The organism is Nitrosomonas sp., assembly GCF_022842015.1.
Taxonomy (GTDB): domain Bacteria; phylum Pseudomonadota; class Gammaproteobacteria; order Burkholderiales; family Nitrosomonadaceae; genus Nitrosomonas.
Genome location: NZ_JALHQJ010000021.1, coordinates 13,146 through 33,783, shown reverse-complemented (window position 1 = coordinate 33,783; position 20,638 = coordinate 13,146). Strand labels below are relative to the sequence as shown.

The 20,638-nt window shown below is 46.8% G+C and carries 15 protein-coding genes and 2 pseudogenes; 6 read left to right on the top strand and 11 right to left on the bottom strand.

Going from position 1 to position 20,638, the window contains the following annotated elements:
- Position 1 precedes the first annotated feature (1 nt).
- Positions 2-3,163 (top strand): CusA/CzcA family heavy metal efflux RND transporter, encoded by a 3,162-nt coding sequence (locus tag Q0C11_RS05590; protein ID WP_293006480.1) that lies wholly within the window; start codon positions 2-4, stop codon positions 3,161-3,163.
- 12 nt (positions 3,164-3,175) lie between these two features.
- Here Q0C11_RS05590 and Q0C11_RS05585 read toward each other — a convergent pair whose 3' ends face one another.
- The 3 genes from Q0C11_RS05585 to purL all read right to left on the bottom strand — a co-directional run bounded on the left by Q0C11_RS05585 (position 3,176) and on the right by purL (position 10,491).
- Complete coding sequence (locus tag Q0C11_RS05585) at positions 3,176-5,140, bottom strand: M1 family metallopeptidase (protein WP_293006478.1); 1,965 nt, start codon at positions 5,138-5,140, stop codon at positions 3,176-3,178.
- A 93-nt stretch (positions 5,141-5,233) separates the two neighbouring features.
- Entirely contained in the window at positions 5,234-6,466 is a 1,233-nt protein-coding gene (locus Q0C11_RS05580) for a ChaN family lipoprotein (RefSeq protein ID WP_293006476.1), read from the bottom strand.
- Between the two features lie 41 nt (positions 6,467-6,507).
- Positions 6,508-10,491, bottom strand: a complete 3,984-nt coding sequence (gene purL / locus Q0C11_RS05575) for a phosphoribosylformylglycinamidine synthase (protein WP_293006474.1) — start codon at positions 10,489-10,491, stop codon at positions 6,508-6,510.
- Positions 10,492-10,577: 86 nt separating this feature from the next.
- Between purL and Q0C11_RS05570 the strand changes: the two genes are divergently transcribed.
- On the top strand, positions 10,578-12,113 hold the full coding sequence (locus Q0C11_RS05570; RefSeq protein WP_367273737.1) for an NAD(P)H-hydrate dehydratase: 1,536 nt from the start codon (positions 10,578-10,580) through the stop codon (positions 12,111-12,113).
- 30 nt (positions 12,114-12,143) lie between these two features.
- Here the strand turns inward: Q0C11_RS05570 and Q0C11_RS05565 are convergent, their stop codons facing one another.
- From Q0C11_RS05565 to Q0C11_RS05555, 3 genes are all read right to left on the bottom strand, one after another.
- Positions 12,144-13,658 (bottom strand): IS66 family transposase, encoded by a 1,515-nt coding sequence (locus Q0C11_RS05565; protein ID WP_293005233.1) that lies wholly within the window; start codon positions 13,656-13,658, stop codon positions 12,144-12,146.
- A 113-nt stretch (positions 13,659-13,771) separates the two neighbouring features.
- Positions 13,772-14,143: an IS66 family insertion sequence element accessory protein TnpB gene (gene tnpB, locus Q0C11_RS05560; protein WP_293005151.1), complete on the bottom strand. Its 372-nt coding sequence runs from the start codon at positions 14,141-14,143 to the stop codon at positions 13,772-13,774.
- Positions 14,110-14,406, bottom strand: coding sequence for an IS66 family insertion sequence element accessory protein TnpB (locus tag Q0C11_RS05555; RefSeq protein WP_293005153.1), 297 nt, complete (start codon positions 14,404-14,406; stop codon positions 14,110-14,112). Before Q0C11_RS05555 ends, tnpB begins: the two co-directional genes overlap by 34 nt.
- A 271-nt stretch (positions 14,407-14,677) precedes the next feature.
- Here Q0C11_RS05555 and Q0C11_RS05550 point away from each other — a divergent pair, with 271 nt between their 5' ends.
- The gene (locus tag Q0C11_RS05550) at positions 14,678-15,097 is read left to right on the top strand and encodes a hypothetical protein (RefSeq protein WP_293006472.1); all 420 of its coding nucleotides are present in this window, start codon (positions 14,678-14,680) and stop codon (positions 15,095-15,097) included.
- A gap of 81 nt (positions 15,098-15,178) precedes the next feature.
- Here the strand turns inward: Q0C11_RS05550 and Q0C11_RS05545 are convergent, their stop codons facing one another.
- Positions 15,179-15,418: a hypothetical protein gene (locus Q0C11_RS05545; protein WP_293006470.1), complete on the bottom strand. Its 240-nt coding sequence runs from the start codon at positions 15,416-15,418 to the stop codon at positions 15,179-15,181.
- 261 nt (positions 15,419-15,679) lie between these two features.
- On the opposite strand from Q0C11_RS05545, the gene Q0C11_RS05540 reads away from it, so the two are divergent.
- Both Q0C11_RS05540 and Q0C11_RS14685 read left to right on the top strand, forming a co-directional pair.
- Positions 15,680-16,021 (top strand): hypothetical protein, encoded by a 342-nt coding sequence (locus Q0C11_RS05540; protein WP_293006468.1) that lies wholly within the window; start codon positions 15,680-15,682, stop codon positions 16,019-16,021.
- On the top strand, positions 16,009-16,212 hold the full coding sequence (locus Q0C11_RS14685) for a PEP-CTERM sorting domain-containing protein (protein WP_367273736.1): 204 nt from the start codon (positions 16,009-16,011) through the stop codon (positions 16,210-16,212). Before Q0C11_RS05540 ends, Q0C11_RS14685 begins: the two co-directional genes overlap by 13 nt.
- Positions 16,213-16,385: 173 nt before the next feature.
- On the opposite strand, the gene Q0C11_RS05535 is transcribed toward Q0C11_RS14685, so the two are convergent.
- The 3 genes and pseudogenes from Q0C11_RS05535 to Q0C11_RS05525 all read right to left on the bottom strand — a co-directional run.
- On the bottom strand, positions 16,386-18,029 hold the full coding sequence (locus Q0C11_RS05535; RefSeq protein ID WP_293006466.1) for a calcium-binding protein: 1,644 nt from the start codon (positions 18,027-18,029) through the stop codon (positions 16,386-16,388).
- 12 nt (positions 18,030-18,041) lie between these two features.
- Positions 18,042-19,247: a GNAT family N-acetyltransferase gene (locus Q0C11_RS05530; RefSeq protein ID WP_293006464.1), complete on the bottom strand. Its 1,206-nt coding sequence runs from the start codon at positions 19,245-19,247 to the stop codon at positions 18,042-18,044.
- Between the two features lie 166 nt (positions 19,248-19,413).
- A pseudogene (locus Q0C11_RS05525) lies at positions 19,414-19,515 on the bottom strand (IS481 family transposase); the annotation flags it as partial.
- Between the two features lie 154 nt (positions 19,516-19,669).
- On the opposite strand from Q0C11_RS05525, the pseudogene Q0C11_RS05520 reads away from it, so the two are divergent.
- Positions 19,670-19,890: pseudogene (locus Q0C11_RS05520) on the top strand (ATP-binding protein); the annotation flags it as partial.
- A 61-nt stretch (positions 19,891-19,951) separates the two neighbouring features.
- Here the strand turns inward: Q0C11_RS05520 and Q0C11_RS05515 are convergent.
- Positions 19,952-20,473: a ribonuclease HI gene (locus Q0C11_RS05515; protein ID WP_293006462.1), complete on the bottom strand. Its 522-nt coding sequence runs from the start codon at positions 20,471-20,473 to the stop codon at positions 19,952-19,954.
- Positions 20,474-20,638 lie beyond the last annotated feature (165 nt).

Genomic DNA, 20,638 nt, shown 5'->3' with positions numbered 1-20,638 from the left:
CATGATGGCTGCTATAGTTCGTGCGGCGTTAAACCAGCGTTTGTTGGTGTTGGTAATTGGTCTGATGTTGTGTGTCGCTGGCGGATTTGCCGCGAAGAACCTGTCGGTGGATGCTTTCCCTGATGTCACCAATATACAGGTGCAAGTGGCTACGGTAGCCATTGGCCGCAGCCCGGAAGAAATGGAACGGTTAGTCACGGTGCCAGTTGAGATTGCCATGACTGGTCTGCCTGGTTTGGTCGAAATGCGCTCATTGAACAAAAGCGGACTATCGCTGATTACCTTAGTTTTCACAGATCAGACAGATGTATTTTTTGCACGTCAGCTAGTCATGGAGCGCATCATTGATGTCACACCTCGCTTAATACCCGGCATTACACCAGTACTTGGGCCGGTTTCTACCGGATTAGGCGAGGTTTATCAATATACCATTGAGCACCCGGACGACGGTACACGCGCTCTAACCGCTGAAGAACTTACCGAACGCCGCACTATTCAAGATTGGGTAGTCCGTCCATTGTTACGATCAATTCGTGGTGTAGCAGAAATTAACTCGATGGGCGGGCACGTTAAGGAATATCAGGTCTATGCCAGTCCCAACAAGCTGCGGCATTATAATCTGACACTGACGGATGTAGATCGTGCATTGGCCAGTAATAATTCCAATGCCAGTGGAAATATACTGGCATTGCACTATGAGCAATACTTGATCCGCGGTGTGGGTCTGATTGCTACGCTGGACGACATTCGCAACATTGTGCTCAGAGAAATGGATGGCGTTCCGATTTATGTACGTGATGTGGCTGAAGTTACTTTTGGCGGTGAAGTCCGTCAGGGTGCCAGTATCAAGAATGGCTATACCGAATCTGTTGCAGGAATTGTGATGATGCTGCGTGGCGGTAATGCCAAGGAGATTGTTGGCAGGATTAAGGAAAAAGTCGCTGAAATCAACGAGCGCGGATTATTGCCAGATGGTTTGCAGATCGTGCCGTTTTATGATCGCACCGATCTGGTGGATGGCGCTTTATCCACGGTACAAATCACTCTAATGCAATCTCTGATTCTGGTCATCGTAGTGCTATCGATTTTTCTGGGCACCGTTCGTACCAGCTTCGTTGTTTGTTTTACTTTGATTATCACCCCACTGATCACCTTCATGGTGATGAATTACTACGGCATGCCAGCCAACCTGATGTCATTAGGTGGATTAACCATTGCATTAGGAATGATGGTTGATCCCACCGTGGTCGTCGTTGAAAACATTTATCAGCGCTTGGGCGAAGCAAAAAACACAGGTCAATCCAAGTTTGATGTCATTGTAAATGCGGTTGCTGAAGTCGGCACACCGGTCATTTTTGGCGTGTTTGTCACGATCTTGGTTTTCCTGCCATTGATGACGCTTGAAGGCATGGAAGGAAAAACTTTCAGTCCATTGGCAGTTACAATTGCCATCGCACTGCTGGTCTCCCTCTTTGTGTCGTTGCTATTATCACCCGTATTGAGCGATTATCTTCTACAAGGTGGAGGCGAAGAGGAAACAAAAATTGTTGCTTTCCTGAAAGGTGGCTATCTGCGAATTTTTAATCTGGCCATGAACAACCAGAAAAAAACCATGATTGTTGCAATCAGTTCATTAATATTTGCCATTGCATTGTTTCCTTTCCTAGGTACAGCTTTCATCCCGATTATGAAGGAAGGCGCAATTACACCGGTAATTATCCGCGCACCTTCCATTTCCTTGGATGAAGCTATCAAGCTTGAAACCGAAGCAATGCAGTTAATTGTCGCGATACCAGGGGTTAAAAGTGTAGTGTCTAAATTGGGTCGCGGTGATACACCCGCGGATCCCGCATCGCAAAATGAGTCCGATCCGATTGCTGACCTGGATTTAGAAGGATCAGGCCGAACCCAGCATGAAATCGAGGAAGATATCCGCAAGGCATTAGAAGTACTGCCCGGTGTGAATATCGTGCTATCGCAACCGATTGCACAACGCGTGGATGAAATGGTAACCGGTGTCCGCTCACAGGTGGCGATCAAGATATTTGGTGACGACTTGGAACAATTGCGCAAGCTTTCTGAACAAATGGCTCGTCTTGTCAAATCCACAGCGGGTGCCAGAGATATCCGGATCGAACGCTTATCAGGGCAGCAAGAGCTGACGATCAATATTGATCGCCGTGCCATTGCACGGCATGGCATCAATGTTTCAGACGTCAACGAACTGATTTCCACAGCAATCGGTGGCAAGGCCGTTACTCAAGTTTTTGAAGGTGAACGTCGATTCACACTGCTGTTAAGATTTCCAGAGGAATTTCGCCATGATGTGGAAGCCATCAAGGATCTCTTATTAAGACCGGCAAATACAGCAGCACAAGGTAAAACGGCGCAAGGCGGTATGTTAGTACCACTGAGTGCTGTGGCAGACATAAAAGTAATTGATGGTCCAGCGATTATCTCGCGTGAATTCGCCAAGCGCCGTGTTGTGATTGGTGTTAATGTGCATGGGCGCGATATGGGAGGGTTTGTGGAAGAATTGCAGACACGTGCCGCGCAAGAAATCAAACTCCCTACGGGCTATTATTTTGTCTGGGGTGGGCAATTTGAAAACATGCAACGGGCGATGGCAACCCTCTCCGTAATCGTACCAGTGACCCTGGCAGCGATCTTCTTCTTGTTATTCATGTTATTCAATTCAGTCAAGCTAGCCGTTCTGATTTATCTGGTATTACCATTCGCATCTGTCGGCGGTGTTGTCGGGCTTTTTGTTACTGGTCAATATCTATCGGTGCCGGCATCAGTAGGTTTTATTGCCGTGTGGGGAACATCGATTCTGAATGGTGTGGTACTTATTTCTTTCGTGCGTGAATTGCGAGATAAAGGCTTAAGTGTAGAAGAAGCAGTCAGAAAAGCATGCACGCAGCGCTTCCGGCCTGTCATGATGACGGCAGCGACTACCGTGCTAGGCTTAGCTCCGTTTCTGGCAGCCACAGGACTGGGTTCTGAAGTACAAAAACCCTTGGCTATCGTGGTCATATGCGGATTAACCACAGCAACCATGATGACCATGGTGGTCATGCCGATGCTGTATCGATGGTTTGACGATAAAACTGATAAAGTACCGCCAGCTCAGCCCGAGAAACTATCTCCCCCAGTTGCGTGAAAATCTTACTTATTATTCAACTACTACCGTTTGCACCTGCATCGGCAAAACACCTTTCTCTATCACTTGTCGGCCATCAAACGCAAGAAAACTTTGTCGTCCGTAATGTGGTAGCGGTCGGATTAGGGCTTCGAGTGATGCAGCATCTTGAGCGGAGATAACAGCCAATGATGATGCTTCATCACGAGCTAAGGTCCAGACTTGCGCAGTACCCTTGTTGTTGATTTCATCCGGTCTGGCGGGCAGTTGGTTAGCAGCAAGCCAGGCATCAACTTCCGATTTCAGGCCGATAACCAGCGTAGGTGCGGTGGAAAGTGGTTCACTCAGTGCAGCAATTTGTGGTTTGCGGCCTTGCAATTTTTCCACAAGAATTTCAGCAATTTTGCGAATCTCGGCTTTAGCGGATAATAAAACTGTCTGCGTAGCGGCGTTAACCATCGCCTCACGCAGGATCGGTGGTGCTTCACCAGGCGCCAGTTGGCGAAATAGGCGCAAATCCGGATCAAGCGAAACCGAAAGCGGCTTATCTGTTAATTTCAATGTAAAAATCTGCTGTTCTTGATGCAAATCAAGTATGTGTGTTGTTGTACCCTGTGAATTTTCAATTACTACTGGAACGCGCAATTGATACGCTGGCCCGGATTGTTTCAAAGTAATTGATAATTCATAACCGGAATCTATCGCAATATTTTTTACTTCATTGATCGTAATAGCCGGCGCACCGGTACGCTCTAACCATTGAGAAAAAAATGGTTGCAAATTCTGTCCCGAAATCATCTCAAATATTTTCTGCAACTCTTGCCACGAAGTAATTCTAAAGCGCTGCACTTTCCACATCCCCTGGATGCCGCGCTGAAAAACCATGTCACCTAGTTGATCCCGCAGCATAAAGAAAAACATGGCAGCTTTGTTATAGCCAACAATTTTGGATGCGCCATGCGTACGTGAAGTAAATGCTGTCAATGGTGCATCCTGACCTGGTTGCAATGCGGCAAAGTCACGTACCCACCCTAATCTCATTTCATGTGCAGCTTCGCTGCTTTCCTGTTCTTTATAAGTATAATCAGCCATAAACGTGGTCAATCCTTCTGACCAATTGCCACTTGAGTAATCTGGATAAACCCCATTACCCCACCAATTGTGCAACACTTCGTGACCGAGCGAAGTATCGCGGATAAACGGCAATCGCAACACATCAATGCCAAGATAAGTCAATGTAGGCATACCAAATCCGGTCGGCGTAGGACTCGAAACCACGCTGAATTCAGTGTAGGGGTATTCACCAATCCAGGATTCATAGAGATTCAAATAACGCTTCACCGCATCCAAATAATCCTTCGATAAATTAGTAACTTGAGGATGAAAATAGGTGCGTAATTGAATTGGCTTGTGATTAATACTCTGGTGTGTCTGTGTTTCAATCACATACGGTCCTGCCATCAGATCAATCCCTTCGGCTGGATGAGAAAATTCAAAAGAAGCGTAATAACCTTGCTCCGATTCACTTTCTTTCATCAATTGGCCTGCCACCAGGCCTTTTTGACCGCTCGGCAATTCGATGCTGATCTTATATCGCGCCAAATGCCCAACTATGCGCGGATACCAATTCGATCCATCCGGCAAGAATGAACCGGATTCACCACTTACCGCAACTGGCCTTCCTAATGTCTGCTGATGATCCAATGAAGTATCCAGCGCAGCCAATGTCCCTTTCCACTGTATCAGAAACTGGATTTTATTCCTGAAATGAACCGGAATGTTCCAAATATGCATTTGATTGGTTTGCTCACGGCCAATGCCCAGTGGCCCATCATTAAACTCCGCTTGAGTCACTTCATAGCCTGCTCCCAGCATCAATTGCAACTCTCTTGGATTGTGCACGGTAATAAGGCTTTTCCCTGCGATGGTACGATTTACAGGGTCAATTTTTACCGTGATATCGTACTCGACATCATTAAACTTCATCGGTGCAGGCATCGACAATACCTGCCCTGACACAAAGTAAGCAAACAGAAATAAAAAGCAACTTTTGATTAAACTATCAACTGTCATAGATTGAAACAAAAATAATTAAAGATTCAAAGCAGGAAATTTTGCAATGACTAGCATTTCTATGCCATCTCGTTTGATCTTGATCGGCAACCAGGTTCCGGGCGCTTGCCGTTTTACAACGTTGATAACATCTTCGGTAGCTCTGATCGGCACACCAGCCATTTCCAGAATTACATCTGAAGCCATGAATTCTGAGGTTTCGGCAATACTGTTTTTTTCGACTTGTAGCACCACAGCCCCGCCCCGCCCCATTTCATAGCGTATTCCCAAACGCTGAAATTGTGGCCTGAAAGACTCAGAAACATGCGGCAATACGCCAAAAACGGCATCGGCCACACCTTTAACTAACTGCTTACAGGATTTACTGCTATCCCACGGTAACAATGCAATAACATTCTGGATACCCAGGTCATGTAGTTGATGCGTCACCCCAAAACCATGCAGCACATGGCCCGCACCCATAACACCCACAACCAGCGGTTTTTCCGGGTCGGTGGATTCTGTTGCGGCTTGCTGCAGTATCTGGGCCATGGCGCGGTCCCATAATTGTTGTCCACCGATAAAACGACGAAAATCCGGGTCATCTTGCGTAATTTCTCCTGTTTTCTTGTCTTTGCGATCATGTTGCTTGTAAATTGGCAATAAAAAATCCATATACGCCTGACTTGGCTCCGCTGGACGCGTCACCCCTTCTCGTTCTTCCAGCGGAACGCCATAAAAGCCCTTTTCTGCCACTTGATGACGCAATTTTGTTTCAATATTCAATGCGACCATTGGGATACGATTCATCCGCGCAAAATGAAACAGAGGTAAATATAGATTGGCGTCCGTATTCCAAACACGGTCCCACTCAGCTGCACGGAGGAATTCCTTTTCACCCAGTTCGCCGGCAATCCACTTATCCAACGCTGCTTGCACGCGTCGTGGAAACATCTCGAATCCGATCACCATATTTGGACGCACGGCGTGTAAAGCCACCAATGTTTGCAACTGCCAACGATGATGATCCGCATTGACATGCGTTTCCCCCAACAGCACCACCGAAGCCTTGACTGCACGTGCGATGATTTTCTGTTGTGAGGTTTTACCCAACCCTGGAACTACCCAATCCCCCAATGGCACGCAATCTTTTGGTACCGGTTTTTTTGCTGGAGTAATGGCGTTTGCCAATGCGGCATTTACGCATAGACTCAGCAGCAAAACGATCACGCTAATAATTCTGCTACAGCGGTTTACATTAAAATTTGTCATTTTTTTGATTATCCTGTTAACAGATTCATAAAATCAGAGGGTCATCCAACCCATTTACGTGCATTTCGAAACAAACGCATCCAAGGCCCATCCTCTACCCGACCAGAGCGGATATCAGGATACCAGGAATGCTGTGTCACTCTGAACACTCGCTCCGGATGCGGCATCAACACATTAAAACGTCCATCCGGCGTAGTCAATCCGGTAATACCCTGGGGCGATCCATTCGGATTATCAGGATACTGCTCGGTTACTTGCCCGTGGTTATCCACAAATCGCAGGGTCACCAATGATGCAACATTATCAGATTGACCGGAAAACTCCACCTTACCTTCGCCATGTGCTACCGTAATTGGCATCCGGCTTCCGGCCATGCCGTCAAAAAATAACGATGGACTGTGCTGTACCTCCACCATGACAAAGCGCGCCTCAAATTGCTCCGAAAGGTTGCGTTTGAAACGCGGCCAATGCTCGGTACCCGGTATGATTTCATGCAGATTACTCATCATTTGACAACCGTTGCATACACCCAACGCAAATGTATCGCTGCGCTGAAAAAATGCCTCGAATTCTTCGCGTGCGCGTGGATTGAACAAAATTGATTTAGCCCAGCCTTCACCCGCGCCCAGCACATCACCATAGGAAAATCCGCCGCATGCAGCCAATCCCGTGAAATCTTTTAATGACAATCGACCTGACAGGATATCGCTCATATGCACGTCGACTGCGGCAAAACCAGCACGATCGAAAGCCACCGCCATTTCTACATGCCCATTCACGCCTTGTTCACGCAATATCGCCATACGCGGACGCACTCCCGTTTGAACGAAGGGCGCAGCGATATCGTCATCAACAGCATAACTTAATGTAACCTGCAGTCCTGGGTCATCCACATCAAGAATCCGGTCGTACTCCTGTTGCGCACAGGTTGGATTATCACGCAGCTTTTGCATCTGATGCGTGGTCTCCGACCAGGCACGTTGCAAATCCACCCGTTTCTCCGCCAACACCGGTTTATTATTGCGCATCAAACGAATTTCATCGGTCTTATTCAAGTGGCCGATGATAAAGCTAGCATCTCGCAATCCAGCTTCGGCTAACACCTGCAGCACTTCCTGATGCTGCGCGACTGCAATTTGAATCACAGCTCCCAACTCTTCGTTGAAGAGTACCGCCAAAAGATGTTCCAGGAAACGCCCCCCCAATTGCTCAGGTTGCAATTCCGATCCATCGATATCACAGCTGTGCGGATCAAAGCACAATTGATCCAAATTCACGGTCAGACCGGCATGCCCGGCAAATGCCATTTCACATAATGCCACGAATAAGCCGCCATCGGAACGATCGTGGTATGCGAGCAGCTTGTCCATTTCGTTGAGCTGCTGAATCGCATTGAAAAAGTTTCGTAAGTGTTGTGCTTCGGCTTCGCCGTCAATATTCGGTGAAATATTGCCAACTTGTTTATACACCTGCGCCAATGCTGAACCGCCGAGTCGATTTTGGCCTTGCCCCAAATCAATCAGAATCAATTCCGTATCGCCGCAATCGGTACGTAATTGTGGTGTCAGAGTTTTGCGTACGTCCTTCACTGTTGCAAAAGCAGTGATAATCAGCGACAACGGTGCCGTAACCTCCTTACGCAACCCCGATTCTTCCCAAGCGGTTTTCATCGACATCGAATCTTTTCCGACCGGTATGCTAATACCCAGTTGCGGACACAACTCCATGCCAATGGTATGTACTGCATCGTACAATCCGGCATCTTCGCCCGTATGTCCGGCTGCGGCCATCCAATTGGCCGATAACTTAATCTTTCCGATGTTGCCAATCGATGCCGCCGCGATATTAGTAATCGCCTCACCCACCGCCATGCGCGCTGCTGCTTCGAAATCTATCAAAGCCAATGGCGTACGTTCGCCAATGGCAAATGCCTCCCCCAAATAGGTCTGATATCCCATGCTGGTCACCGCAACGTCGGCAACTGGAATTTGCCATGGACCAACCATCTGATCACGCGCCGATAGGCCACCGACACTGCGATCTCCGATGGTAATTAAAAAAGTTTTATCGGCCACCGCAGGCAAGCGTAGCACTCGATAGACAGCTTCGGTCAAATTCACGCCCTGCCAATCAAGTGTCGGAAGCATCCGAATAGTATGAGCAACGTCGCGCGTCATTTTTGGGGGCTTGCCAAATAGCACTGGCAATGGCATATCAACCGGCGCTATGTGGGATCTTGCATCGGTTACCACCAGCTGTTCATCGTTTGTAGCTTCACCCACTACGGCGTACGGGCAACGTTCGCGCTCGCAAATGCTTTGGAACAATGCCAGAGATTCCGGTTTGATCGCCAGAACGTATCGCTCCTGCGCCTCGTTGCTCCAAATCTGCATCGGTGACAAACTGGTTTCTTCGGAAGGAACATCGCGCAAATTAAAACGCCCGCCGCGGCCAGAGTCATGCACCAATTCTGGAAACGCATTGGATAAGCCCCCCGCACCCACGTCATGAATAAATAAAATCGGATTCTCAATACCGCTTCGCTGTAGTTGCCAGCAACGATCAATAACTTCTTGTGCACGCCGTTGCATTTCCGGGTTACCGCGCTGCACCGAATCAAAGTCCAATGCTTCGGTATTGCTACCGGTATCCATACTGGAAGCCGCGCCACCACCCAGACCGATCAGCATACCCGGCCCACCCAGCTGAATCAGCAAAGAGCCTGCAGGGAATTTTTCCTTACGCACATGCAAATCTGAAATCTGGCCGATGCCACCCGCCAGCATGATTGGCTTGTGATAACCACGCATTTCTCCGCCCAAGCGCTCTTCAAAAGTGCGAAAATAACCCGCTAAATTGGGGCGCCCGAATTCATTGTTGAATGCCGCCCCGCCAATCGGACCTTCCAGCATAATCTGTAACGCTGATGCAATGCGTCCGGGCTTGCCATAGATTGATAGATTATCGGTTCCATCGTACTCCCACGGTTGCACAAACTCTGGAATATTCAGATTAGATACCGAGAAACCGCACAATCCGGCTTTTGGTTTTGCACCCCGACCCGTTGCGCCTTCATCGCGAATTTCACCACCGACACCCGTTGCAGCACCTGGAAACGGTGAAATCGCAGTCGGATGATTGTGCGTTTCTACTTTCATCAACACATGCGTTTTTTCCTCGACGTAACCATATGCTCGCTGATTATCCGGATAAAAACGCTTGATTTCCGCCCCCTCAATGACGCTGGCATTGTCGGCATATGCCACCAGCGTGCCCTGCGGATGACTTTGATGCGTGTTCCGTATCATGGCAAACAGCGATTTATCCTGAGCCTTGCCATCAACAATCCAGTCTGCGTTGAATATTTTATGGCGACAATGCTCGGAGTTAGCCTGCGCGAACATCATCAATTCGACATCGGTCGGATTGCGCTGCATGTGCTGAAAATGATTCAACAAGTACTCAATCTCATCCAATGACAAGGCCAGTCCCATATTTTTATTTGCCTGAAATAAAGCCTCAATACCACCGTGCATCACATCAATCGTGATGAGCGACAGCGGCGGGAAATGCTGGAATAGTTTGGCGGCATCATCAAATGAAGCAAACGCAGCTTCGGTCATGCGGTCATGCAGCAAAGACACGAGACGAAATTTGTCATCAATCGAAAGTTGTGCGCTGCATTGGATGTAATACGCAATCCCGCGCTCAATACGTTCAACAGCAGTTAAACCGCAATGCTGGGCAATATCCGTAGCTTTTGTAGACCACGGTGAAATTGTGCCTGGGCGCGGCAAAACCAAAAGAAACTCGCCTGAATGGTCTTCCTTTTCCTGCTCTTGTTTGTGGTTAAGTATTTTTCTCAGCACATTCAGTTCATCAACGGGCAAATTACGCGTCACCGAACAAAAATGCCAATATTCTGTATGAATGACTGTTACTGGTAGATTGAGGGTTCTAATTTGATTGAGTAATTTCTCCAGACGAAACGGAGAAAGAGCACGTCCACCACAAAATTGGAGCATCAGAGGAAATAAAGCAATTATTTAAAGATTGCAATTTTACACGAGAAGATGTACTTATCGCTGATCATCCCGTGAGTATGAGAAATATGATGACTTCTGATCGGATTTGGCTTACCGCAGAGATACGCGAAATAGAACATCTGGCCACCCTGCTACCCGAACCCCCCCGGTTAATGGAAAAAGCAGGCCTAGCCGCCGCACAAATCGTCCGCGATCGATTGCACAAAAAACCCGGGCAACATGCATTGGTGCTTGCCGGTCCGGGCAATAACGGCGGCGATGCTTTCGTTGTGGCGCGCTATTTGAAAGAATGGGGGAATGTGGTTACTGTGGTTTTCAACGGCGACCGCAATCGCGTTCCACCAGATGCTAAACAAGCTATGCAAGCCTGGATCGATACTGGTGGTGAAATTCTCACTGAAGTACCCGATAGCGATCCAAACTGGGATGTAGTGATTGACGGCCTGTTCGGTATCGGTCTGGATCGTACTCGAAGCCGACCCATCGAAGGCAAGTATCGTGAATGGGTGGATACCGTCAATCGTATGAATGTTCCCATTGTATCGCTGGATATTCCCTCCGGTCTCGGCAGCGATGACGGCTGCATTTATGGTACAGCAATCCGCGCCAGCATTACTGTAACATTTATTGGGCTAAAACCCGGCCTGTTCACCAACTTTGGGCCAGAATGCTGCGGCACAGTTATGTTACGCGATCTGAATATCCAGCCAATTTCACCACCCGATCCGCATATCTGGCTGTTAAATCATAACCTTGCACAATCATTTCTGCCGCCACCCCGCACAATCAACAGCCATAAAGGGTCATACGGTAACGTGGCGATTCTCGGTGGCTCTACCGGCATGATAGGCGCCGCACTGTTGGCAGGCAGGGCAGCCTTGCATCTGGGCGCAGGGCGCGTCTATCTCGGCTTACTGGCAGAGAACGCACCACCGGTCGATCTCTCACAACCGGAATTGATGTTACGCTACCCCTCCGAACTATTCGTGCTGGAACACTTAAATTGCCTAGTCATTGGCCCCGGCTTGGGACAATCCAAGGAAGCCTTGTCGTGGCTGGAACAAGCATTAAAGAGTGAACAAGTACTAGTGATAGATGCCGATGCGCTCAACTTGATTGCACAGCATCAACAATTAGCCAGAAAACTCAGTCAGCGCAGCGCTTTTAGTATTCTGACCCCACATCCTGCCGAGGCTGCGCGACTTTTGAATACCGATACTGCGACCGTGCAAAACGATCGCATGCATGCCGCGGAGCAAATCTCACGACACTTCAATTGTTATACCGTGTTGAAAGGCGCTGGCAGCATTTGTTGTTTCCCGGATGGAAAGCGTTATCTGAACACTAGTGGCAATCCTGGGTTGAGTACCGCCGGCACTGGCGATGTATTAGCCGGATTTATTGGCGCATTGATCGCACAAGGTTTAAATCCTGATCAGGCGCTATTACTTGCTGTCTACTTACATGGCGCTGCAGCAGATCATCTATTACAGCAAAATTATGGACCGCTGGGAATGGTTGCATCGGAAGTTATCGGTTCGGCGCGATTGTTGCTCAATCAGTGGACTTCCCAAAACAAGTCAGCAAGAGCAAAGAAGTGAAGAAAAGTAAGCGTCCAGCGCCACCATCTATCAATTATTTTTTCTCAGCATTTCAATAAATTCAGGTGGTAACGGTAGCAACTCGTCAATTCGACTGTTAGGCCACGTGGGTAATTTTATGAGCGTATCTTTGAGCCAATCAGATGAGTTCAGACCGTTGAGTTGAGCAGTGCCAAATAGAGTTTGAATAGCTGCTGCACGTTGGCCTGCACGCTCTGAACCGGTAAATAACCAATTCTTTTTTCCAATCGCGATAGGTCTAATGACATTTTCTACGGGATTGTTGTCAATTGGCAGGTGGCCGGTTTGTGCATAGCGGATCAGGCTGCCCCAACGTTTCAGTGTGTAATCCAAGGCTTTGGCGGAACCACCCCCATTTGCTGTCTGAGCACGGGTTTGCACCAGCCAATCGTGTAATGCCTCCAACTCGGGCAGGCTTTTTTCTTCTCGTAGTTGTTGACGTTCTGCGATGGTCAAATCTTTACCTTCTGCCTCAATAGCATATAAATTGCTGATACGCTGCAACGCTTCCAACGCCATCAGGCTGCTATTAGCCTGGTGCAGATCGAAGAATTTACGGCGTGCGTGCGCCCAACAAGCCAGTTCAGTGCAGGACTCCGTCTGTTTTTCGGCGAACAGGGCTTTGTAGCCGCCATAGTCGTCGACCAGCAAATGACCTTGCCAGTTTTCCAGAAAGCTTTGCGCATGCCGGCCACTACGGCCGGTTTGATAGTCGAAGATAATAATGCGCGGCCCAGGTTCCAAGTCGTTGCTGCGATAGGCCCACAAGTAGGCCTTTCGTGTCTTGCCTTTGCCAGGATCAAGTTGCGCTACTGGCGTTTCATCGGCATGCAGCGTGTTGCCTTGCAACAGATGCCATGTCAGTCGATCCACCAAAGGTTGCAGTGCAACGCCGCTACGACCGACCCATTCCGCCATTGTTGAGCGTGAAAGCGTGACTTGTTCCCGTGCGGCAATCTGTTCTAAGCGATAGAGTGGCAGGTGATTCAGGTATTTACTGGTCAGCACCCAACTCAGCAGGCCGGGTGCGGCCATACCGCCATCAATAATGGCTGGCGGAATAGGCGCGGCAGTAACGATTTCACAGGTCTTGCAGGCATATTGTGGGCGGATGTGACGGTGAACGAAGAACTTTGCTGGCTCCACATCCAACTGTTCGCTAACATCTTCACCGATCTTAACCAGATTCTGACCACATTGACTGCATTGGCAGGATTCTGGTTCGTGACGGTGTTCAATACGTGGCAGGTGTTCTGGTAATGGTTGGCGGCCAGCGCGGGAACGTGTTGATTTAGTCGAATCGGCTTTTGCTGATGGGTCGAGCTGTTCGATTTCGGCATGTACCGCTGCCAGATCAGTTTGTAAGGTTTCCTCGAACAAATCGGGGTGTGCAGATAATGACTCGCTCTTTTTGCCAAATAGGTTCCGGCGCAAATAGGCCAGTTCCATAGTCAATGCTTGGATTTTGAGTTGCTGAGAATGAATTTCTTTTTGCGATTGCTCAAACAGCATTTGAACCTGCATTCTAGTATCTGCATCAAGATTCAAATGATCTAATTGTGCAAGCGTTTTCATGGTGCCAATTCTACCATAAAACACACTGAAACGCTTATGAATAGAGGCTTATAGATGTTTTGTTAAGCCTTTAAATGTGCCGGTGGAAACGCCGATAATCGCTGCCAATTGACACCGGCTATTAGCCAATTCCACTGCGCTTGCGTCAACGTAAAACAGCGTTCATCTGACTGTGGCCAAACAAATTTGCCCTGATGCAAACGGCGCTGGCACAACCACACGCCTGTGCCGTCCCACAGCAATACCTTGATGCGATTTCCGGCACGATTGCAAAACACAAAAACTGAACCTGCGCAGGGCGCATGCTCCAAAGACTGCTGTACCAGCATCGACAAACCATCAATACCACGGCGCATATCAACCGGCTCTACTGCCAGCCAGATGTTACCCGGATTAGCAATCAATCCAGGCATTTCAGCAATTTCCCCAGCCATTGGGGTGATATCTCTGCTGGTAGTTCTAGCGTATGACCTTGCGGACAACGCAAACACAGTGACCCGGATAACGAAGGCTCCAACTTGATCTCAACCGGAATCAAAGTCGACGCAACTGCAGCAACTGGTTGAGAACGATAAACCCGCAACCAGTTCGCGAACGTTTTGGAATTCAGCTTATGCTGACGACAATACGCTGCCTGCGATAAACTACTCGACTGCCAAGCCTCTATATGTTTTTGCGGATCTGTCGGTAATGCCATTGGTTATCCTCTCAAAAAATGTTTGAGGATAATTGAGCGCATTAAAAGATGTTAGGTGGTGGCGTTGTACGCTTACGATAGATCAATGAAAAAGCCCAGCACACCTAAAGGAGGAGGAGAAAATGTGCTGGGCGGGGGTGCGTGAGGGCTTATTTCACGCAAGGAAGAGTATGAATTGATATAGTAACTGAAATTACACTCATATGCTAATGATTCTCATTATCGACAAGAAATAAAATAGAATTTTTCGTTTTCTAGCTGTAATCTTTTCATGTGTGGCGGCATTCAATATCAGGATCAAAAGATCTACTTCCCCCAGCCTGATGCCAGAATTCCCGTAAATCTGCGCCATGGCGGTGTCACTTGGGTCATCTGGGGTAGACGTAAGGAAGAGGCGACAGGCAAATTCCCCAATGGCGGCTGGGCGCGGCTTGATTCCATCAAAATGGGCAAATGGAAGCCTTGGCATCCAAGACCGGTACTGATTCCCGCTGATTGCTTCATGGAAAAAGATCACGAGAAACAATCCCATTGGATCAATTTGGCACCTGGCATAGCTATCCAGGCGTTACTGGCTGAAAGAGATGGTGAGCAAAGAGTTTATGTGGTTACTGAAGAAACCCCATCAGAATACAACAGGATTCATGACCGATGGCCACGATTGAGGAAATTATCGGCCAAAATAAAATAAATTGCACACCGCAGTTTGGACCTCCAGGAATCTCTGTACATCCTTTCATTGCTTAGGCACAGCCAATAACTACCCTTCAGCTTAACGAACACCGAGTACCACACGGAAGTTGAAAAAAGGCAGCCCAGAGTGCAACCCCGGCACCCCCGAATACAGTGACCATCGCCGCCCAAAAATCGGCCCAGAGTGGCCACCTAGGGGTACCAGGCGGGGCGATTTCACTCCCCCACCTCCAGTAATCTGCGCCGGAATTTTCGTAGTTACGCCTGTTTTCACCGCAGCACTATTAGCTGTCCCCCTCTGATAGCGTCCTGCCATCACTGACCAGGAAATTCCCCAATTATCGGTCAGATAAAGTTATCTTGGCAGCACCATACACTAAAAATCACCTTAGTGTTGCCAAATCCGGCTAACTCTATATATTACGATATAATATTGTCTTCTTTCATGCACTTACTGCTGCATTATATGCTACAGTCTGAGCTGAAATTCTTTTATTAATAAGGAGGCAATTTGCGATTTTCATTCACTTTAGTGTCCTTCGTAGGACCACAGTTTCTTCTGGCTTCCGTGTTGGCTTTCGTGGCAATATCTAGCGCTTGGGCTACAACCCTTACACCTACACTAGCTTGGACGTCCCTGGCGCTTTACATACAGAAGCCATCGGAATTAATAACGCCGGGCCAGATCGCAGGACACTTCCAAGATGACATCGGGAGTCATGGCTTTGTGCGCGATAGTAGCGGCGTCTTCACTACCTGGGATGTCCCCGGCGCTTCTCATACATTAGCCTTCGGAATTAATGACGCCGGCCAGATCGTAGGATACTTCAATGATGTCATCGGGAGTCATGGCTTTGTGCGAGAAGCAGTGGTGTCTTTACTACCCTGGACGCTCCTGGTTCGTTTGACATGTATGCCATAGGGATTAATGATGCCGGCCATATCGTAGGAAACTTCCAGGACTCCACCACAAACCATGGCTTTCTTGCCTCTCCAATACCAGAACCGAAATCTCTCCTTCTCTTCGGCTTCGGCTTCGGCTTGGCTACTCTCGCGGTTATTCGCCGACGCAAAGGGGCTGAAGTACGTGGCATACGCAGGCCACACGAATAGGCATTTCCAAATTAAGTCAAATTGGGCTGATTTTTCACCTCAAGGCCGGCGAGAAAATTAGTTGTTGTCTTCAGTACAAGTTTCTCGCCGGTTGACATCAGTATCCTTAACTCTTGCGCGAAATATTGATTCAAATTCAAAGCTCTGGCAAGCATCAAGTTTTATTCTGACTTTTATACCACCACAATATCCGCATTTGTCATTGCTAACCCAACACCAACACTGGCAATTTCAACTGCAGCACCTGCACCATCACCATCCGCATCGTACAACAATGAACCCGTTACATCGTTATAAATAACGAAGTCATTGCTGTCTATTGCTTGCATGCCAATCACAAACTGATTGGCCGCTAATGTTCCGGTTGTAGTTAAAGAAGTAAAAATTCCATTTTCCAACTGGACAGTGTCATTTGCGACGCTATAGTCAGTAATTTTGTCAGTGTGTCCATTAGTAGTAAATTTAAAGACATCGTTACCTGCTCCACCGGTCAGTACATTATTACCCGCTCCTCCATCGAGCGTGTCGTTACCCGCTTTACCATCCAATTTATTGTTTGCTGCATTTCCAGTGATGATGTTAGCCTTACCATTGCCTGTACCGCTTATCGCTGATGCACCTGTCAGCGTAAGATTTTCTACTTGGGAGGATAAAGTATAGGTGACGCTACTGCTGACCTTATCAAGGCCGCCAAAGGAAAATTCGGTAATGACGTCATCTATATTATCAACAACATAACTGTCATTGCCCCCTCCACCATCCATACTATCCGCTCCAGCACCTCCATTGAGCGTATCATCCCCCTCCAATCCCAACAGTGTGTCATCGCCAGCGCCGCCTGATAGCATATCCTTGTTAAAACCGCCGATAAGCTGATTCGAACCTGCATTGCCTGTTAACGTATTTTTTGCATTGAAGCTACCATTTACATTTTCAATGCTTAGCAATGTATCATTTCCTAAACCACCCGTCGCGATTCCAGTAAAAAGATTTACACTAACATTACTGGTCGCACTCGAATAATCGGCAGTATCGAAGCCACCTGCACCACCGTTGAGCGTATCGTTACCTATTCCTCCATTCAGCCAGTCGTCACCATCTCCGCCATTGAGATTGTCATTGCCGGCATCCCCATTGAGTGTATCATTGCCTGCACCGCCATTGAGTGTATCGTTGCCTGCACCACCATCGAGCTGGTTCCAATTAGCATCACCAGTTAAGGTGTCTGCGTATGAGCTACCAAATATATTTTCGATATCAATCAAGGTGTCTTTCCCGGCACCGCCTGTTGCAGTTCCAGTCACTAGATTGACGGTTACAGCGCTTGTTGCATCTGAATAGCTGGCAGTATCACTATTACTATTGCCCGCTTTACCTCCATTAAACCCACCATCCAAAAAGTCATCTCCAGACCCGCCTGTCAATATATCATCACCGTCGCCACCCAGCAGCGTGTCATCGCCTTTACCGCCATACAATTCATTTGAATTAAAATCGCCTATTAAAGCATCTGAAAAAGAGCTGCCAATGATATTTTCAATATCGATTAAAGTATCATCTCCGGCTCCGCCGCTTGCTGTTCCAGCAGAAAGATCTACAATGACAGCATCTGTCGCTTTTGAATAGTTGGCAGTATCACCACCAAATTTACCATAACTATTACCACCGCCATCGAGAACATCATTTCCTTCTCCCCCTTCCAGAAAATCATTACCTTCACCTCCGTGGAGTTCATCATTCCCTAAGAAGCCATATAGGGAATCATCTCTAGAAGTACCGAATAATTTATCATTACCTGATGTGCCATTGATTAACATAAGACAGTCCTTTTAAAAATTTTTAAGCTTGTGAAAAAGACTCGACTGATTGAGATGCAGTTCGTATCCCAACAGTCGTTTGGAGAAGTTCACAAGCTGGGCATTTTCTCCAAATTCCTCAATCAACATCGAATTTTGATAAATACTTATCCAGCGATTTAGTTTCTGGTCAAAAAGATGGTTTTTTAGAAAACCTTCCTGCTTGAAGCCGAGCGCTAATGTAGATCTTTGCGCATAAGAATTTTCAGCATAAACCACACTTGTTAGTTTATTGAATCCAATCTTATTAAATGCAAAATCTAATATCATGAGCATTGCCGTTAGGGGTATGCGGGTGCCGTTGAATTTTGTTGCATTGGGAAAACCAATCAAAATTTCTGCGCGGCGATGCACCCAATGAATTTCTGCTAATGAAGCAAGACCTATTGGAGTATATTGAATTTCCCCGGCATTCAAAGGATCAATTTTTTCAATGATCCACTGAATACTTTTATTTTTATATACAATTAAACGGTCTGAATGGCGAGCTTTCTGTTGCGATTTGGATTGCCGGAATGAGTTTGATAGATAGCGATTATAGTTATTCATGAAAGATTCATTGGCATAACAATCCTTCACAAATTGTTGATCAAGCGGTGTGCGAACTCTCAATCGAATTCTTTCATTCTCAATAGATAGTACCCATACAGGATGCAACTGAATATATAGATGCCTGATTTCAATTGCATCTGGATTGTCTTCCAAACCATGAGCTAGTGCAGCAAATGCCAGTTCAATCTCATGGCACAGTAGATGAATGTTAACAAGATTAACTATACTGTTAACATTCTTGGGATTTTTCTTTCCGGCTTTCTGAAAAAAAATCTTTGCATTGCTTGAATCACCAAGACCGGCATGGGCCACACCCAGACAATCTAACAAATATGAATTCTCTCCAGTATATTGCAATCCTCGCGTCGCAACTTCAATTGCCGTTTTAAAATTTCCAAGCTGGCAATGTGCCGTTGCTGCGATAATCCAGCCCCATGGTGATTCAACATTCTTCACATTAGTCTTATTGAGGTGATCAATACATGATTTGGCTTCCCCTGCTACCAGCAGATCACCCGCCTTCTGAATGTACCCAGGAATTCTTCCATCAGTGATGTACTCATAAAGAGTAGCGGGGTCTGGCAATTTGCAATTTGGGCTTTTCATATTCAACCAAACAATTTCCATCCCTAATTCATTGAGATTTTGCCAATCCAATAACTACCGAAGAAACTTTAAATAAAAATAATAATCATCATCATAGATGAATATTTCAATCATTTAGGCTACTCTGCATTAGATTACATGATGTCCATTTACTTCGCTGTGGTTTTTATCACAAATTTCACAATAATTAGGTATTTAGTCCCACGGTGTACTGAAATGGGTTAACGATAAATCGTTCCGGTTCATTTGTCCATATTTTGCAGATGTATTCGTAAGGCGTGAAGCCTTTGGCTAAGTTGCATTGCCATTAAGAAACTGTGCAGATGGATTGTGTAAGGTTTTGTCGCAAAAGTGCAAAGCCACAAACTGCTTATAAGCGGGTATATTTTCTTCGGACAGTTCTCCCTTTCGAATCATGTGTGCGGTTTCAATGTCATCAGGGAAAACGTGTGCGATTCTATAATGCCGTCGATCTGGTCAACCTGTTGGAGAAAGAAAAACAACTGGGAAAATCCGGCGGAGCCTTGCTGTTTCATCTCATCAGTTAGTTGTATGAGAAAATGACCACCGCCTTACTTGATCGTACATGCATCACTGCGACATCCTCGAAACCCGTAACGATTCCTATCGATTTAAGTACCGTAATAACGCACTTGATAATTAACGCACTGCTCAACCGGAAACTTTTGGACGTTGATAGGTGGTAAAGAATGTTGATTGACACGCTAAATATCTTTTCGCAACGCCTGCCTGGATGCTTGATCAACCAAACCAAATAGTTTATCAATCTCATCCTTCTTATTAGATGGCTGATGCCCTATCACCTTAACAAACTCGCAAGTGAGATTGGAGCTCAATCTATAGAATTCTTGGTACAGCTCATAATTATTAAGTTGTTTGTTTTTATTAGAAAGGTAATTACTTCCTGCAAGACGGGCACGCCTTCCCGGCAGACCAATAATATTCTGTGAATCTGTATAAACCGTCAAAACCATGTCGCTACCACCGTATAAAGCAATCGTTTCACTCAATGCCCACAGCAATGTTTGCAATTCCAATTTAGTCGAGCTGGTTTGTTCAAAACGCTTCACTTTCACCGTATCTTTTAGAGATACTATTGCGGTACCTAGTACAGACACCACAAGGTAAGCACCATATCCAATCTTTAATTGGTTATTAACACTACTGTCGATAAAAATATGCAAATAAAGCATATTAATTAAATTCTGCTTTAAACTAAAACTCAAAGTATCACACTCACTCGTCTTCGTCTTCTCAAGTGGAGTATTCTCATTTTTTTATTCCTCCGCAATCACACATCCCCAGGAGACCTTAGGTAACAACCCCATGAATCGTATCGTCAAGTAAATCCCAGACATTCACCCCATTCCAAGCATTCTAGCAACAGTCTG

Coding starts and splice junctions, on each gene's coding strand:
- Q0C11_RS05590 (WP_293006480.1), top strand. CDS start 2: ATGATGGCTGCTATAGTTCGTGCGGCGTTAAACCAGCGTTTGTTGGTG.
- Q0C11_RS05585 (WP_293006478.1), bottom strand. CDS start 5,140: ATGCCTGCACCGATGAAGTTTAATGATGTCGAGTACGATATCACGGTA.
- Q0C11_RS05580 (WP_293006476.1), bottom strand. CDS start 6,466: ATGACAAATTTTAATGTAAACCGCTGTAGCAGAATTATTAGCGTGATC.
- purL (WP_293006474.1), bottom strand. CDS start 10,491: ATGCTCCAATTTTGTGGTGGACGTGCTCTTTCTCCGTTTCGTCTGGAG.
- Q0C11_RS05570 (WP_367273737.1), top strand. CDS start 10,578: ATGATGACTTCTGATCGGATTTGGCTTACCGCAGAGATACGCGAAATA.
- Q0C11_RS05565 (WP_293005233.1), bottom strand. CDS start 13,658: ATGCAGGTTCAAATGCTGTTTGAGCAATCGCAAAAAGAAATTCATTCT.
- tnpB (WP_293005151.1), bottom strand. CDS start 14,143: ATGGCTGGGGAAATTGCTGAAATGCCTGGATTGATTGCTAATCCGGGT.
- Q0C11_RS05555 (WP_293005153.1), bottom strand. CDS start 14,406: ATGGCATTACCGACAGATCCGCAAAAACATATAGAGGCTTGGCAGTCG.
- Q0C11_RS05550 (WP_293006472.1), top strand. CDS start 14,678: ATGTGTGGCGGCATTCAATATCAGGATCAAAAGATCTACTTCCCCCAG.
- Q0C11_RS14685 (WP_367273736.1), top strand. CDS start 16,009: ATGTATGCCATAGGGATTAATGATGCCGGCCATATCGTAGGAAACTTC.
- Q0C11_RS05535 (WP_293006466.1), bottom strand. CDS start 18,029: ATGTTAATCAATGGCACATCAGGTAATGATAAATTATTCGGTACTTCT.
- Q0C11_RS05530 (WP_293006464.1), bottom strand. CDS start 19,247: ATGGAAATTGTTTGGTTGAATATGAAAAGCCCAAATTGCAAATTGCCA.